The sequence below is a fragment of the Psychrobacter sp. JCM 18901 genome, assembly GCF_000586435.1.
Classification (GTDB): Bacteria; Pseudomonadota; Gammaproteobacteria; order Pseudomonadales; family Moraxellaceae; genus Psychrobacter.
The window spans coordinates 1-15,369 of record NZ_BAWH01000013.1 but is presented as its reverse complement, the minus strand read 5'-3'; the positions used below and the strand labels follow the sequence as shown (position 1 = coordinate 15,369).

General features: G+C 42.9%; 16 protein-coding genes, 2 pseudogenes and 1 riboswitch. Of the genes and pseudogenes, 9 read left to right on the top strand and 9 right to left on the bottom strand.

The window, feature by feature from the left end; translation table 11 throughout:
• Window positions 1–119 precede the first annotated feature (119 nt).
• Complete coding sequence (locus TT11_RS10215; RefSeq protein WP_261870355.1) at window positions 120–713, top strand: DUF2799 domain-containing protein; 594 nt, start codon at window positions 120–122, stop codon at window positions 711–713.
• Window positions 714–795: 82 nt separating this feature from the next.
• Window positions 796–2,169, top strand: a complete 1,374-nt coding sequence (locus tag TT11_RS10210) for an oxygenase MpaB family protein (RefSeq protein WP_261870353.1) — start codon at window positions 796–798, stop codon at window positions 2,167–2,169.
• A 132-nt stretch (window positions 2,170–2,301) separates the two neighbouring features.
• Here TT11_RS10210 and TT11_RS10205 read toward each other — a convergent pair whose 3' ends face one another.
• The gene (locus TT11_RS10205; protein ID WP_261870352.1) at window positions 2,302–3,015 is read right to left on the bottom strand and encodes a CoA pyrophosphatase; all 714 of its coding nucleotides are present in this window, start codon (window positions 3,013–3,015) and stop codon (window positions 2,302–2,304) included.
• Between the two features lie 567 nt (window positions 3,016–3,582).
• Between TT11_RS10205 and TT11_RS10200 the strand changes: the two genes are divergently transcribed.
• Window positions 3,583–4,146 (top strand): NUDIX hydrolase, encoded by a 564-nt coding sequence (locus TT11_RS10200; protein ID WP_261870350.1) that lies wholly within the window; start codon window positions 3,583–3,585, stop codon window positions 4,144–4,146.
• 83 nt (window positions 4,147–4,229) lie between these two features.
• On the opposite strand, the gene TT11_RS10195 is transcribed toward TT11_RS10200, so the two are convergent.
• Window positions 4,230–7,295 (bottom strand): insulinase family protein, encoded by a 3,066-nt coding sequence (locus tag TT11_RS10195; RefSeq protein WP_261870348.1) that lies wholly within the window; start codon window positions 7,293–7,295, stop codon window positions 4,230–4,232.
• A 295-nt stretch (window positions 7,296–7,590) separates the two neighbouring features.
• On the opposite strand from TT11_RS10195, the gene TT11_RS10190 reads away from it, so the two are divergent.
• Window positions 7,591–8,052, top strand: a complete 462-nt coding sequence (locus TT11_RS10190; RefSeq protein WP_261870347.1) for a universal stress protein — start codon at window positions 7,591–7,593, stop codon at window positions 8,050–8,052.
• A gap of 99 nt (window positions 8,053–8,151) precedes the next feature.
• Complete coding sequence (locus tag TT11_RS10185) at window positions 8,152–8,613, top strand: universal stress protein (protein WP_057761630.1); 462 nt, start codon at window positions 8,152–8,154, stop codon at window positions 8,611–8,613.
• 182 nt (window positions 8,614–8,795) lie between these two features.
• On the opposite strand, the gene TT11_RS10180 is transcribed toward TT11_RS10185, so the two are convergent.
• Both TT11_RS10180 and TT11_RS10175 read right to left on the bottom strand, forming a co-directional pair.
• Entirely contained in the window at window positions 8,796–9,113 is a 318-nt protein-coding gene (locus tag TT11_RS10180) for a LysR substrate-binding domain-containing protein (protein ID WP_261870345.1), read from the bottom strand.
• A 70-nt stretch (window positions 9,114–9,183) separates the two neighbouring features.
• The gene (locus TT11_RS10175) at window positions 9,184–9,660 is read right to left on the bottom strand and encodes a LysR family transcriptional regulator (protein ID WP_261870343.1); all 477 of its coding nucleotides are present in this window, start codon (window positions 9,658–9,660) and stop codon (window positions 9,184–9,186) included.
• A gap of 221 nt (window positions 9,661–9,881) precedes the next feature.
• On the opposite strand from TT11_RS10175, the gene TT11_RS10170 reads away from it, so the two are divergent.
• Complete coding sequence (locus TT11_RS10170; protein ID WP_261870342.1) at window positions 9,882–11,003, top strand: YeiH family protein; 1,122 nt, start codon at window positions 9,882–9,884, stop codon at window positions 11,001–11,003.
• Between the two features lie 240 nt (window positions 11,004–11,243).
• On the opposite strand, the pseudogene TT11_RS10165 reads toward TT11_RS10170, so the two are convergent.
• The 3 genes and pseudogenes from TT11_RS10165 to TT11_RS10155 all read right to left on the bottom strand — a co-directional run bounded on the left by TT11_RS10165 (window position 11,244) and on the right by TT11_RS10155 (window position 12,579).
• A pseudogene (locus tag TT11_RS10165) lies at window positions 11,244–11,452 on the bottom strand (cold-shock protein).
• Between the two features lie 317 nt (window positions 11,453–11,769).
• Entirely contained in the window at window positions 11,770–12,033 is a 264-nt protein-coding gene (locus tag TT11_RS10160) for a YbaN family protein (RefSeq protein ID WP_261870340.1), read from the bottom strand.
• 384 nt (window positions 12,034–12,417) lie between these two features.
• On the bottom strand, window positions 12,418–12,579 hold the full coding sequence (locus tag TT11_RS10155) for a hypothetical protein (protein WP_261870339.1): 162 nt from the start codon (window positions 12,577–12,579) through the stop codon (window positions 12,418–12,420).
• A riboswitch (TPP riboswitch) is annotated at window positions 12,540–12,656 on the top strand. It overlaps the preceding gene by 40 nt.
• 170 nt (window positions 12,657–12,826) lie before the next feature.
• Between TT11_RS10155 and TT11_RS10150 the strand changes: the two genes are divergently transcribed.
• From TT11_RS10150 to TT11_RS10145, 3 genes and pseudogenes are all read left to right on the top strand, one after another.
• Complete coding sequence (locus tag TT11_RS10150; RefSeq protein WP_261870337.1) at window positions 12,827–13,330, top strand: hypothetical protein; 504 nt, start codon at window positions 12,827–12,829, stop codon at window positions 13,328–13,330.
• A pseudogene (locus TT11_RS17285) lies at window positions 13,284–13,469 on the top strand (ABC transporter substrate-binding protein); the annotation flags it as partial. The gene TT11_RS10150 and the pseudogene TT11_RS17285, both read left to right, overlap by 47 nt.
• Before the next feature lie 24 nt (window positions 13,470–13,493).
• On the top strand, window positions 13,494–13,724 hold the full coding sequence (locus TT11_RS10145) for a hypothetical protein (protein ID WP_261870335.1): 231 nt from the start codon (window positions 13,494–13,496) through the stop codon (window positions 13,722–13,724).
• Between the two features lie 384 nt (window positions 13,725–14,108).
• Here TT11_RS10145 and TT11_RS10140 read toward each other — a convergent pair whose 3' ends face one another.
• Window positions 14,109–14,987: an HNH endonuclease family protein gene (locus TT11_RS10140; RefSeq protein ID WP_261870332.1), complete on the bottom strand. Its 879-nt coding sequence runs from the start codon at window positions 14,985–14,987 to the stop codon at window positions 14,109–14,111.
• Window positions 14,988–15,021: 34 nt separating this feature from the next.
• On the bottom strand, window positions 15,022–15,369 hold a 348-nt coding region (locus TT11_RS10135), incomplete at its 5' end, for a hypothetical protein (protein ID WP_261870331.1).

The window sequence follows — 15,369 nt, the reverse complement described above, 5'->3', positions numbered from 1 at the left end:
GATATTTATAAGTGACTTAGCAATTAATGACAAGTCTGCATAATGTGATTGATTACATCATTTATTTGTGTTCGTAGTTATTATCGTTATCATAGTTATCACAGCTATCGGAGCTAACCATGTACCGACCTATACACCGCGTTGTACGTCAACTGGCATTAGGGTTGTCTGTGTTCGGTAGTATCTATCTGCTAGCAGGCTGTGCAACACTCTCCAAGCAAGAATGTCTCGTCGGTGACTGGCAAGCTATCGGCTATAACGATGGCGTAGCAGGTTATCATTCAGACCGCTTAGCATCTCATACAAAAGCCTGTGCCAAAGCCAGCGTCGCCCCTGACTATCAAGCATGGGAGCGCGGTCGTAAACTTGGTCTGCAACAATACTGCACCATCAATAATGCCTATAACATCGGTAGACGTGGTCGTCAATTGAACAACGTTTGCCCAATCACTATGGCCAACACATTGCAAGCGGCTAATCAAAAAGGGCTAGATTATTACGCCTTAGACAGTCAATTAGACAAAGATAATCGCCTCTTAAATACTTATCAATCAGAATTCGATAAGCTAGAAAATGGTGAAATGCTAGATTTTGCTAATGAAAAAGAAGCTCGTGCTCGGCTGCTATCTTTATCTGATGAGATTCGTCAGACGAAGCGACGCATCCAATCTACTCAAAAGCAATTGGATTCATCTATGCGCTCGTATCAGTAATTAGTATAAATCCCAGCCACAGTACGGATACTATCCTAGCGTTTAAGCATAAGGGTGTTTAATTAAAAAGGTACTTGATAATATGGATAAGAAAACCACCAATACAGCAAGTACCTCCACGGGCAATAACCATCCTCCATTACTGGCTTCTTATCAGCGCCACGGACGCACCACTGCTATCGATGACCATAGCGATTTGCAGGTTTTAAAACGCATTAAACGTTATTTATTACCAAAAGACTTTACGATCTCGCCTGCTCTACTTGATGAGATAGTAGCAGGTTATGATATTGGCGATCCGCTTGCAGACGCGTTAGCTGCACAGAGCATAAAGTTTGCGAAGCCCTTACAGCATACTATTCTTAGCGATAGTCCAAACAACAATCCTGCAAGCAATTATCTTATAAACAACGACCTTGTAAACAATCCATCATTTAGCGCGCTCACTGCGCAATTTAGCAGCCATCCTGACTGGTTCGACCCAAAGCTTGCTCAAATAGGCGCGGTTGCCTATCGGCGCTATCCACTCATGCTCATTTGGCTACTGCGTAATGTTGCTCTGATGGCTGGCTATAGCATTCCTGCCTTATCACTGCCGCTCATTCAGACAGGTGCACTGATGCACGATGCGCTACCGCGATTGATGCGTACTTATGCCTATATCTTGGCTGTGTCTGAACATCCCTCATCTGATGTGAGCACACGCAATCAAAATAAACCTATTGAGCAAGTGTTAGCCATTGGTTCTGAGGGCTGGCGCCAATCGATCCAAGTACGTCAGATACATACTTTGGTACGGCAAAACTTACTCAAAGGTAAAGGCAGTGCTGCTACAGGCGTGATACCAAATGCCGAGCAACATCATAACCCTGACGGTAGTTGGAATACTGACTATTGGGGCATCCCTATCAATCAAACCGATATGATTGCCACCCACTTGCAGTTCTCGTTACTGATTATGCGCGGTCTACGATTGCTGGGCGCACGTATTAGCACAGAAGAAGCTGAAGGTATCCTGCATCTATGGAACCTTGCCAGTTATTGGATGGGCGTTGATCTAGATCGTTTACCAAAAGATGAGGCCGCGTGTTGGGAATGGCTCTATACCTATCTATCGATACAGCAGCTAGACTTTAAGATGGGACAGCCACTGGCAAAAGCATTGCATGATTTACCGCGTCAGCTGATGGGTGAAGACAATCGCCGTGGACGTTTTGTCGAAATGGTCAACGCGAGTGTCACTCGGACTTTGGTCGGTGATGATATAGGCGATGGGCTGGACTTACCAAAATCGAAGATACGCTTTGGCGTGTTGTCTTCAGTACCGATTCTTTTTGCGCTCGATACTGCACGGCAGCATAATGCATCCGTTGCTCATAAGCTAGAAGCATTCCGTGCCAAGCGCCAAGACAATATGAACTGGTGGCTTAAAAAGAACGATGATTATTATAAGTAGATGACCATAGTCATTCCACTATAAAAGCATTACTGCGTTAACCTCGTTTGAAGTATTACATATACATCTACACTCGGTTGCCTTGTACTACTTTTAAATTGCATCGACTATATTATAAATAGATGACATTTATCAGCGTTTGTTTTCTACGCGGTAATACCATTCTAGCTGTCGATCAAACCCTGTTTCTAATAGGTTAGCAATTACCCGTCCTGTTAGCCCCCATACTGTCTCACCATCGACCTGCCAGCTCGGCGTCAGTATGGTAGCCATTTGCTCTTGCATCTTATACTCAATCTCATATTCTACCGTTGGTTGAGTGACTAACGACTCTAAATCTGCCCAAAAGATACGTGATATCTCTCCCGCTTCAGGTACGAGTACCAAGCCAGGGGCGATGAGTGCTACGATTGGACGTACGCTCATACCGCTTTTGGACGTTTGGATCGGTAGCTGACCAAGCAACTGGACTTTATTGGGCGGTAGCGCTGTTTCTTCACAGGCTTCACGTAATGCGGTGACGACGTTACTGCCATCGCCTCGATCATGTTTACCACCCACACAAGACACCTCACCCGCATGGCTGTTCATATGGGCGGCGCGCCGTGTTAATAATAATTTAGGTCTGCGCTCATGAGTAATCGCAACCAATATCGATGCATCAGCAATTGGTGTCTGATATAAGCTGTCTAGAATACGCGTACTTTGTGAGGTGTTGCCACTCTCGTACATCGCTGGACTCGTCAGCGTGTTCAATGTCTCATGTTGCACTCGCTCGGCTAATTGACGAAGCGTCGGATGACGAATAAAAGTAGGTACAGCAACTGACAGGTTATCGAAGCTCACAGCCTCCGGTGGGAATAACATTATAATTGCCCTATATTTTTATCGTTATTAAGCGGTATCAACAGCATCTTTCTTATTTTCTATTATTAAAATCGCGACTAATAAATAAAACCAACAATCTTTTTATTTGTCTCGGTCACTCGTTTTGTTAGCGGCTTTGATATCAATAATTACTGAACACTCACTAGACTAGCGCAATATAATAGTGGCTGCATGCTATTTATGTGACTGATTCATTGCTTATTAATGCTCAATAACGGCCTTGTTGACCAATAACAGTCAGCCTATCTGCGAAATGATGCGTTACTGTTATCGTGATTCTGTCTGTCGATAATATGTGCTATCTTAAGACGATAGCTGCTCTTTAGAATAATATCTTATATAGTCGATCTTATATAAGTCAGGTACGTTTAAGTCAGGTTTACTCAGTTTACTGCTTGTGGTACCTGTCTCACTGTCCTTGTATCTAACTTATCTCGAAACGATGACAGCAGCACTTCAGAATATAGGTCTTATAATCTATAAAAAAACATCATACACAATAACTTTTATAACAAGGTAGTTGATATGCGCTATTGCCTCCAATGCGGTCATGAAGCAGAACGAAAAATCCCATCTACGGACAATATGCCGCGTTTGGTATGCCCCAATTGCCACTATATCCACTACGAAAACCCAAAAGTTATCTGTGGATCGCTAGTCGTACACGAAGACAGAGTACTACTATGTCGCCGAGCGATTGAGCCACAATATGGGCTATGGACGATACCTGCAGGTTTTATGGAAAACGGCGAGACCATGGCTGAAGGCGCAGCACGCGAGAGCTACGAAGAAGCTGATGCCATCGTACTGAATCCGCATCTATACTGCATTTATGACTTACCAGATATTGGGCAGATCTACTCTATCTATCTGGCCGATCTAAAAGATGGCGCGTATGGTATTGGCTCAGAAAGTCTCGACTGTGCACTGTTTAGCGAAGAAGATATCCCATGGGATACACTGGCGTTTGAAGCCATTCGCCGTACTTTAAAAAGCTACTTTGCTGATCGTAAGCAGTTTGATGAATTGTCTGACTTCCCGATTCATCAGGATAAAATTGGCAAAGATTTGAGTATAAAGCGATATTAGTCAATTACCTAACCGCAAAAAGCCAAGCATGATGCTTGGCTTTTTTTGTGCTTAACTTTTAATCAAAAACAAACCTAATGGTCTTAGCTCTTAATTCTACAAACCTCAAAGCCTAGGCCTTTTACTGCCTCTTCTTTGTCGTAAGGCGCTAGCACCGCACGTACATGCTTTTGACCTTGTAGATATTGCTTGGCAACGCGCTGCAAATCAGCGACCGTCACGGCCAATATCGACGCTCGCATTTTGCGCTGCCAGTCAACACCACGATGATGCAGATTTGCAAAGCAGGCTTTGATTGCTTCGCCTGCAGGAGAGCCCGGCTTATCCATACCTGAAATAATACCTAAGATAGCTTCTTCCAATTGCTCATCGGTCTGTGGCTCGTTTAATAACCACTCGATACTGGCGTCAAAGTGAGCAAAGGTCTCAGCGCACTGTGGATCACGATAGCTAAAGAACTTAAAGGCACAAGCATTGGCATCATAGCCCGCACCGCCGCCATAGGCACCGCCGCGCTCACGAATCGCACTGTGCAAATAGCCGTTACGTAAGTAAGGCGCTAATACCATTAATGCAGCGGTATCAGGATGGTCAGCAGCAGGTACAGTATATGCACTGGCGTTATGATAGACGTTGGTCGGTACTAGCCATGCTAGATCTGCAACATCAAGCGCTACCCCATTTTCTAATGTTTTGACTTTATCAGTCTCACCATTTAACGCAGTATCTAATTGCAGATTTGCAAACTCGCTTGGGATATTCGCCTCAACATTGGTCAAATTCTCAGTAATCTTTGGTGCTTGGCTGTCTTTCCAGCTATCGACGATTAAACTGCTTAAGCGTTCGGTTTGCTCTGCTTCACAGATTATAACGGCATGCTTAGGCAAGCTGATCAGACGTTGATGTAAGTCCATCAAGCTGGTAGCCAATTGATCCCACTGAGCATCATCTGTACTAGCATGTGCTAAGAAATCTTTAAGCGCGTTCAATGCTGGTAAACCGCTGCGCACATATTCCAACTGCGCTTGGCGACTCATGCCACGACTGGCCGTTTGCATGGCATAAGAGTGACCAGATCCTGCAAGGTTTGACTGCCAACCCGCTTGACGCTGTTGCAAGATTTCTTTGATACGGTCATGCTCAGAAAAGATACTGTGCTCCATGACTTCTTTGAGCAAATCAATCGCTTCAGGCTTGCGATTCAGCGCACGCGTTGCCACAACGAAATAACTGCTAATCGCTTGACTGTCATCGACGTTGGTACGCTGGCTGATACGAGCGGTCACACCAGAAGAATGCGCTGCTTGCTTGGCTTGCATCTCATGAGCGCTAAGCGAGTCAGTACCTAGCTCAGACAGTAGGCTTAAATAAATAGGCAACAATGGATGATTGATCACATCATTGACTGGTAGCGCATCCGCGTTCGCATTACCAATCGCATCGGTCAACGGTATGATCACCTGATAGTAATAAATGCCATTAGTGCCAGCTTCATACTCAAATAGCGTGCTGTCTTGCCCGCTCAAACGCACCTGCTTTTGCGTGCCTTCTTTAAAGCTAATATCCGTTGGTACGTCTTCTAAACCAACTTTTGGCAACAAGCTCAAATCATCTGGCGCAGCTTGACGTGCAGCCAAATCTAAAGCTTGTTGCTTTAAAATAGCTTTGTCATCAGCAGTCAAATCCATCGCGATAGTATCTAAACGAGTCTGTTCAGCTGCTGCCAAACGCGCTGTTTTTTCGCTATCAGGCGTCATCGTTACGCGTACACGATGCTGATTGTCCAATAGATGCGTTTTAATCAAGTTCGGTAGCCACTGCGGATCGACGACTTGCTCGCGTAGCCATTGTAGATGCTCATCTACTTCCCAGACGTCGATAGGGTTGCCATCATGAATGGCGGTACTAAAGCCCTCTAACATCAGGTTTAGACCATAAGGAATGCTATCGCCGCCGATGTGACGCTGATCAATCTCAATCTGATGCAGAATGGTTTCGATTGTCTCATCATCAACTGGTGAATTGGCCACTTCGGTCAGCAAATCAATAATGCCCTGCTCGACCGCTTCGGCATGTTCAGGGTTAGAGCCGCGCAGTCCCGTATAAAAGACCATTTCATAATGACTGTCATCAAGTCCCAATAGCGGACTTGGTGCTTTACCCAGTGGATGGCTATCAAGATAAGCACGCAATGGCGAGCCTGCATGCTCAATCAGCACACCCTCTAATAGACGTAATGCCAAGCGCTGCTTAGGATCAGTAATCGATGGTAGTAACCAAGCAACCACGTGATGCGTCTGATCTGGGCCCGCTTCGTCAGCAGTATAAGTATCAACCGCACTGATTGGTGCAGACAAACGCTGCTCTGGACGCGATACATGCTTTTTGCCTGCTTCAAATTGAATCAAAGCATCTTCGTGTATTTTCGCTTGCGTCTCAGCAACAGGGATATTACCGAAGCTCATAATGACACTGTTTGACGGATGATAATGGCTCTGGTGAAACTCTATCAGCTCAGTGTGTGTCAAGTCAGGGATATCAGCAGGATCGCCGCCTGAATTATAATGATAGGTCGTCGTTGGGAACAGATGATGAGCAACCGTATGATATAGCTGATCAATCTCGCCACTCATCGCGCCTTTCATCTCATTAAAAACGATACCCTTAAACTGCGGCTTATCATTTTCGTCCAATTCCACGCGGATGCCTTCTTGGGCAAAATCGAGCGGATGGATATTCGGGAAAAACGACGCATCCAGATAGACAGCGAGCAAGTTAAAATAGTCATTTTTGTTTTGCGTCGCATACGGATAGGCCGTCCAATCAGCGGCGGTCATCGCATTCATAAACGTGTTTAATGAGCGTTTAATCATCGAAAAGAACGGATCACGTACTGGGAACTTATTCGAACCACATAAAGCCACGTGCTCTAAGACATGCGCCTCGCCTTTTGAATCCATTGGCTGGGTGCGAAAACCGACCAAAAACGCATTTTCATCACTTGGGTGTGCCAGATGATAATGCATCGCTCCTGTTTTCACATGCTGACTGATCAGCACATCCATCGATAACGCCTCAATATGGCGATGCTCAATCAGCTCAAATGCTGGATGCAGCGTTAAATCAGCAGTAAATGGCGTGTCCGTCATAGTTATCCTTATCGCTTATCATGCGTATAGTGCCTGACTGTCAGGGAAAATAGAGTAATAAATTGGCTAAAAAAGAGTTGGCTTAGCGCTATTAGTGGGGCTGCGACATGGATAAGTCAAGGCAACAGCCATGCAATAATCCACCACATAATCTACGCGGCTATCAACTTTAACTATTAATCCCTTATAGTTACAAATTCATCAATATCCACAATTTTATTATGGATTTATCACTTAACAAAGACAGCCTGCGCTGCTACTATAAAGTTAACTATTAACAGGAGTGGAGTACTTTATGAGCTACCAACACGTTTTATTGGTCACTGACTTACTATCCGATGCGGACAAAGTGGCGCTAAAAGCCAAGCGTATCCTCGCAGGCTCTCCTGAAGCCAGGCTGTCTGTCTTGCATATAGTCAAAGATGACATGGTTCGCTTCGGTTACGAGCTCGTGCCTGCCTCTAGCCTCTCGGGTGATGTCGATAGTGAAAAGTGGCAAGAAGCACGGGCGAAATTAGCGCAATTTTTGGCACGTAATGAGCTGGAAGCAATCAACTCTGAGATCACCGCTGCCATCTCTAATAGTAAAGGTATCATTAATTACTGCCGTGAAAAAGACGTCGACTTACTTATCATTGGACGCCATGAGCGCCATGGTATTGCCGCTTGGCTGGTAGGAGCCACTGCCGACAGTATCTTACCAAATGTCCCTTGCGACAGTTTAGTGGTGAAGCTTGATCAGCCTGTCTTGGAATAATTGGCATTACTCTAATCCGCTGCTAAAGACGACAAGCTTTACTTAACAGCGCCCTAGAGTAGTGCTATAGTAAATACTATCTGACACGAGGAAGACGCTATGAGTTACGAACATATTTTACTGGTTACCGACTTACTCTCTGATGCAGATATAGTCGCACAAAAGGCCAAGCGCATCGTCGAAAACCGTCCAGGCTCCAAGCTATCTGTTTTGCATATTGTCAAAGACACCATGGTTGGCTTTGGCTATGAGCTGGTGCCTGCCTCTAGCCTATACGATGAGATTGATGATGAACGCTGCCAAGAAGCACGTGCAAAGCTGGCGCAATTCCTTGAACGCAATCAGCTAAATGCAGCAACGTCAGAAGTCACGACTGCCATCTCTAGCAGTGAAGGTATCGTCAGCTACTGTCATAAACACGATGTCGATCTGTTGGTCATCGGTCGTCATAAGCGTACTGGTATCGCTGCATGGATAAGTGGCGCAACTGCGGATAATATCTTGCCCAATGTACCTTGCGATAGCTTTGTAGTGAGATTGGACAAACCTGTTTCAGCATAAAATATGCTTTGATTGTCTTATATTATTAAAGAATCTCTAAAAAAAGCGCAGCGTAACTTTTAACGCTGCGCTTTTTTATGGTTAATAGGTTTTAGGTTAATCCAAACTCATTGCTTAACCCTGTTGAATAATATCTATAAAGGTTTGCCAAATAGGGCTCTGGTGTCGAGCTTTGTGCCAAACTAGCCACCATGTCTTGATAGATCAATTCCCGCTACGTTCACTTGTACCAGCTCACCTGTTGCCAGTTCTGTCTCAATCACATGCTGCGATAGACAACCAAGACCAATATCTGCACTCACCATGTGCTTGATGGCCTCGGACTGATGTATGGCCTTTACCACTTCTGCATTGGGTAGATACTTAAGCAGTTGCTCATCGATAATCTGCCGTGTGCCCGACCCTGCTTCACGTACCAGTAGCGGCAACTGCGCCAACTGATTAATGGTCAGCTGATAGCAGTCCTCATCTTGGCTATAGGTAGCCACATTCTTTAGCACTTGCTATCATGCTTGGCAAATATCACTAGCGTATCGGTACGCCATTTGTGCTGCTCAATAACTTTCATATCTATCGGACGTGGCATCCTTCTACCAGCGCGATATCGATATTTAGTTGCTCAACCTCACTTACCACTTCTTGCGTATTGGCAATATACATATCGACATTGGCATCGGGTAGCGCCTCATAGAGCTTGCCAAGCAATGATGGCAGTACGTAATTGCCAATCGTGGTACTAGCACCGATGTGAATCTGTCCTGCTTGATACTGATGATAATGCTCAAGCGTGAGCGACTGACCCAAGATAGCCTGTGCCTGTATATAAATGGGATGGGCATTAGGGTGTTGATTAAGCCTGCGACCGACGCGCTCAAATAGCGGCATCTGTAGTCTAGACTCCAGCTCTGTCAGTGCGCTACTGACCGCTGATTGTGATAAATGCAGCTCCTCACTGGCACGACTGGTGCTACCTGTCTGATAAATACTGACAAAAACAGCAAGCTGCTTAAGCGTAATCTTTGGCACTGTCTGCACAGATTTTTTCATGATATTGATAATACCTTATGTCAGTTTTTAGCCTGTCTTATTTGCTATACGTGTCTTTTTTTGCTGCTCATGCGCGGTATATTTATTTCTATAACAAATACTAACCTAAAAAATCGATAGTTTGTATCTTATTAATCTGTTTTTATTATAAATATAGCAGGCATATACTGTCTATTCATAAGCTTATGCTTATCTTAATATAAGTAATAGGATGCCGCGTCATGCACACACTCGTCCAATCAGTCAGCAACTCCGTTCATAACTATACCCCTAATCACCGTCACTTGGCGGGATTGGTAGTCGTTCTGATTGGTAGTTTATTTTGCTTATGGTTGGACAGTAGTCTGGATGTATGGTCAAACGGACGTATCGTTGGACTATCCTCTTTAACGTTAGCGATTTTGCTAGGCATGATCTTGGGCAATACCGTCTATCCTAAATTCGCTGAACGTTTAAACGGCGGCGTTTGCTTTGCCAAGGGTCAGATATTGCGACTTGCGATTATGTTTTATGGGTTTAAGCTGACCATAACACAAGTTGCGAGCGTCGGTATGCCAGCGATTATGACTGACGCACTGGTACTAACATCGACCTTTATGCTGACCTATTGTTTAGGTACTAGATGGTTAAAAGTCGATAAAGAAACGGTGATCTTGATTGGCTCAGGGGCAAGTATTTGCGGTGCTGCTGCTGTCATTGCTGCAGAGCCAGTCGTCAACGCGCAAGCTCATAAAGTCACTATCGCCGTTGCAACTGTGGTGGTTTTTGGCACTATCGCAATGCTACTTTATCCTTTTTTATATCATCTTGGTTGGTTACAGCCTTGGCTAAGCGCCCAGCAGTACGGCATGTACACTGGCTCAACCGTTCATGAAGTGGCGCAAGTCGTGGTCGCAGGTAATGCAATCAATACTGAGATTGGCGATACCGCTGTCGTGACCAAAATGATACGCGTCATGATGCTCGCGCCTTTCCTGCTTGTGTTATCGTTTGCGTTAACCAAAGATCACACCGTAGATAGTGCAGCTGTAGAAGAAGATAATAAAGACGAGACGGCGTCATTTATGACTCGTGTCAAACAAGTCAAAGTGCCATGGTTCGCGTTTATCTTTATCGGCATTGTGTTGATACATACTTGGGTGCCGATGTCTGAGAGTATCGTACGCAGTATGGTTATGTTGGACGATGTGCTACTTACGATGGCCATGTTTGCATTAGGTCTGACCACGCATCTAAGTGCGATCAAGCAAGCTGGCGTTAGACCGCTTATATTGGGTGCCATTATGTTTGGTTGGTTGATACTGGGCGGTGGTCTGATCAATATCGGCATTAGCTTTATATAATAATTCGACTGTTCATTTTTAGCTTATTACTTCATTGCACAACATAAAAGGCCTCTAGTTATAAATAGCTAGAGGCCTTTTTGCATTGGTCGCGGTCTAATATGATTAGTTAAAATCTTTCGAATAAGACTTCTACTCGCTTAAGTACTCATATCTTAAATACCAAATCACAGACGAAAAAAAACGAACCCGAAGGTTCGCTTTTCTACATCTATTCATCTATCTGTCTATAAAGACAAATTAGATAGCAACGATGTTATGTGCTTGTGGGCCTTTTTGGCTTGAGTTACAGTGAACTCAACTTCTTGGCCTTCAGCCAAAGTTTTGAAACCTGAACCAGTGATTTCGCTGTAATGAGCAAAAACGTCTGCGCCAGTTTCTGGAGCGATAAAACCAAAGCCTTTAGCTTCGTTGAACCACTTAACTGTACCTTTTTGAACGTCTGACATAGTATAATCCTACTTTTAAATTTATTAATGGTCTAGTGACCGGTAACGCTTGCAAATAGCTACTGAACGATAAATATTAAAACGAAGGATTATAACTAATACTACGAGGTAATGATTTGGTGCAGAACTGCTCTTAAGCTTGGGCGTATTATAAGGGGTACATCCCAGTATCGCAAGTCTTATCTCATATTTCGTGTAACCAGAGCCGTTTATTGACCGATTTTGGCGCAAATTGCAACGGATTTAGGCATTTGGTAAACGGAACAAATATATCGCTACCCCACTACAGACAGTGGCTACCGCCCATGCCATCCACATCATATCGGCAGGCAAACGATAAAATAACATAATTGTCGATGCTGCATCATAACCGTCGCTAAACACTTGGCATAAAGCGGAACGGCATGATTCTCTTCCCAATCACGGACGAATTTACCAAAGTATTTATGATTAATCAGCCAAAAATGAAAGCGTCGAGAACTACGTGCCCAGCAACCTGCTGCTAGCAAGATAAAAGGCGCTGTAGGCATCACTGGCAGCAATATACCGATAATACCCAAGATAAAAAAACAACCAACCAAGCGTCACAAAGGTCCAACGCAGCATTGGGCTGTTGGATTGATCAGTCTTGGGTCGGTAATAGAACGCTTTTTTTATTATCGGTCATATAAATTGTCGGTCATATAAGTTGTCAGTTATACCAAATGTCAATTGTTTAGAGTAGCGCCTATTAGATAAGCAGCGGCATAGAAGCTAATCATGCAATATCGCCCGTCTGCGCACAAGACTATTTATATAAGGTTTTTGCTATTGATAGGTATGTTTGGTTAGTAATTGGGTAAGTACCAATAATAAATGCTGCACTCTTCTATTAACACGTCGATTGAAAGCGCTTATAAAAAGCCGTTACAAATGAGAACTGTTATAAAGAGCGGTTAACGAACATCAGTCATCACCTACCATCGTCATTCCCGATACGCTTGCATCCCATCTTGTAAGTCGTCTATGATGATGCAGTAACTATCGATAATAGCCATTCGCAGTACGGATTCATTAGCAGTACTGATCAAAAATAATGCAATACCAATAAATCTTGTCGGGGTGCTTTGATTTAACGCTGTAGACACAGCCCACATCATCGCTGAGATACACCCGTGAACCTGAAGCAGTTAGCACTGACGTAGGAAACAAGCGTGACACGCCCTCAGAGGTCTATAAATAAGAGCAGTCTATAGATGATGTACTCGTGATACCTATATCAAACGCCGAGCATCTGACAGTTAGCATTGCGGCCTCACTTTTCTTATTTAGCCTTTCTTGTTTTACTTAATCGTATCAGTCTGATTGTTTTCCATACCTAAAAAGGAAACAACCATGCAGCCGACCACCAAACTTACTCTGACCCTCGAATGGTTTTTAAACCCTGATCATCTGCCCTTTATCGCTGGTGTGACCACGGGCGCATATGAGCAAGCAGGGCTTGATATCACTATTATCGAGCCAGATGATCACTATGATGGCTTTGCCGAACTACAGAACCAAAGTATCGCTCTGCACGTCAATGAGCTATCCATCTGTTTGAGCATTACGCGCCCAACCTGCGCGCGCTGGGCTGCTTTTTTTGAGACCGATGGTGGCATATTGATGCAGCAGTCTAGTATGGATAAGCTCAAAAACAATCAGCCTATTCGCATCTGTACCCCTGCCGCTGAAGAAAAGACCAATCGTATTGGCTTTGAGATATTGGCGCGCTATGCCAAGAAAAATGGCTTTAGTATCAGCCGTGATAATGTGACCTTTGTACAAAAAGACTTCTATCATATAAAAAAACCTGCAAGAAGACCCAAGCCTAGATGGTGCATGGTTATGCTTTTATAACTTTGAAGGCGTTGAGGCGACTCACGAGGGTTTAGAGTTTGAATTTATCGATCAACACCTGTCACCTTATCCTAACTTTTCGGCGTTAGAGATTCTCACGACAGATGAGATCTATAGCGCGAAAAAGGACGCGATAGATACCTTTATCCAAGTGACTAATCAGATGACGGAACTGTGTAAAAATGATCCAGAGACTGCCCACCATATGTATTACAACTATAGTAAAACCGAGGCGGATACGCTGATGGATGCGATCATCGATAATACATTGGGTAGATTGATCACACCTATCAGGCCTAATGCCAATAAGTGGGAAGACCTGCGTGAAATGCTGGCAGAGATCGATATTGTGACGCTGACTGATAAGCAGTATCAGTCGCTGTGGGAACTGTAGAGATTTTAGAAGTTAAGTTCTTTTAGAAATTAAGATAGGTTGAACCATAAAAAAAACCGCCATAGTTTCGCTATGGCGGTTTTTTATTGGTTTTAAATAAGCGCAAAGTTAAACTAATACTAAGCAGCTGATGTCCATCTCTATTGGGCTTTGACGAGTGAATTTGAGGGTGATGGGTGCGGTATCGTCAATAGCAAGATTGCTTAAAGGCGCGCGTTGTCCGACGGTGAGAGGTTCATGGTGTTCCTTACGTTAGATTTTTATTCCTTTAAAAATAATAGACTAATTACTGACATTAAAAAAACCACACATATTCTAATCTATGTGTGGTTTCTATTAATATATAACCAACTATGAAGTAGAGGTCCAAAATCACTCAACCTACTAGTTATTAAGAATTTTCCTTCTCTTCACTGTGAAAGCTTCAAGAAATATAGGTTCTCTAAGCTTTTTAAGCTTTTCAAAATTAGCTATATCAGAATATATTTGGTAGTCATCCTTTGGTATAAAAGCATATTTTTCAATTTGATCTTTCAACCAATTATCAGTTATTTGAACTAAGAGTTTTTTTCCTTTACTAGCATTTTCATCTTTAGGCAAAAGTGCTAGATTGAAGAGACTATGCACTAACCCCTCTTTATTTTGTATAAAAGTATTGTTAAATAATTCTTGAGGGAGAATATGATCGACTTCAATGTTATAAATAGAATCAGGACCTGAAATTCCAGATAGAGCATAAAAATGATAAAGTAGTGGATCCATTAATGGACGAGTTATTCTACTACCGTCAATAGTTTGACTTTCAAATATTTCATTCAGTAACTCTTCCCATTTTTCTTGGGTCACTGGAACAAATGCTTCCTCTTTGCTTGCAAAGCTACTAATATTATTGGCTATTCTAGAGTCACTCGCACCTCGCCACATTTGATTGACATACTCATAAATCAGAGAGTCTAGCAAAATAAAGCTGTTTTTTTGAAACTGCCGAACTTTTGAGTCTTTGGATTTAGGTTTGCCTTTTCGTACCCAGTCTTGATATACCAAAATTGTAAAATTCAATGCGATGGCATCACTTAAAAGATCAGATAATTCAAATTTCCAAGACTTTAAATACTTAAAATAACTATAACTTAGAATAGTTTTATGAACATCGTTAATTTCAGATATTATTGTTTCAAATTTTATATCCCATCTAATATTTTTATCCTTACCTAAACTATCAATATCTTCTTTCTTAACTCCACCTTCAAGAATACCAGACAAAAGCTTAAAACCTAACGTTATTGTCTTAGAAAGATCAGTTTGAGACTCCGAAAATTTTTTTGAAGAAGAAAGCTGAATTCTCTAACCTTGATAATAAAGTAGCTGGTAAATCCCACTTTACAATATCCTTATATGGAACATTTATTTGCTTATAAAGCTGTGTTACTACATCAACTTGCATAAGGTTCAAATTATCTATAATAATATTCCAACTTGGTTTGGCTGACAAAATTTCTACTGCACTCAGCGTTGTACCTTTTGAGTTAATAATATTGAAGATCTTTTGAGAATCTACTGAGCTTAGATTCTTTACCTCAATTAGTCCTATTTTCGAATGTACATATATATTCGTGATCTTATCTAAGATATCAATTCTTTCTAT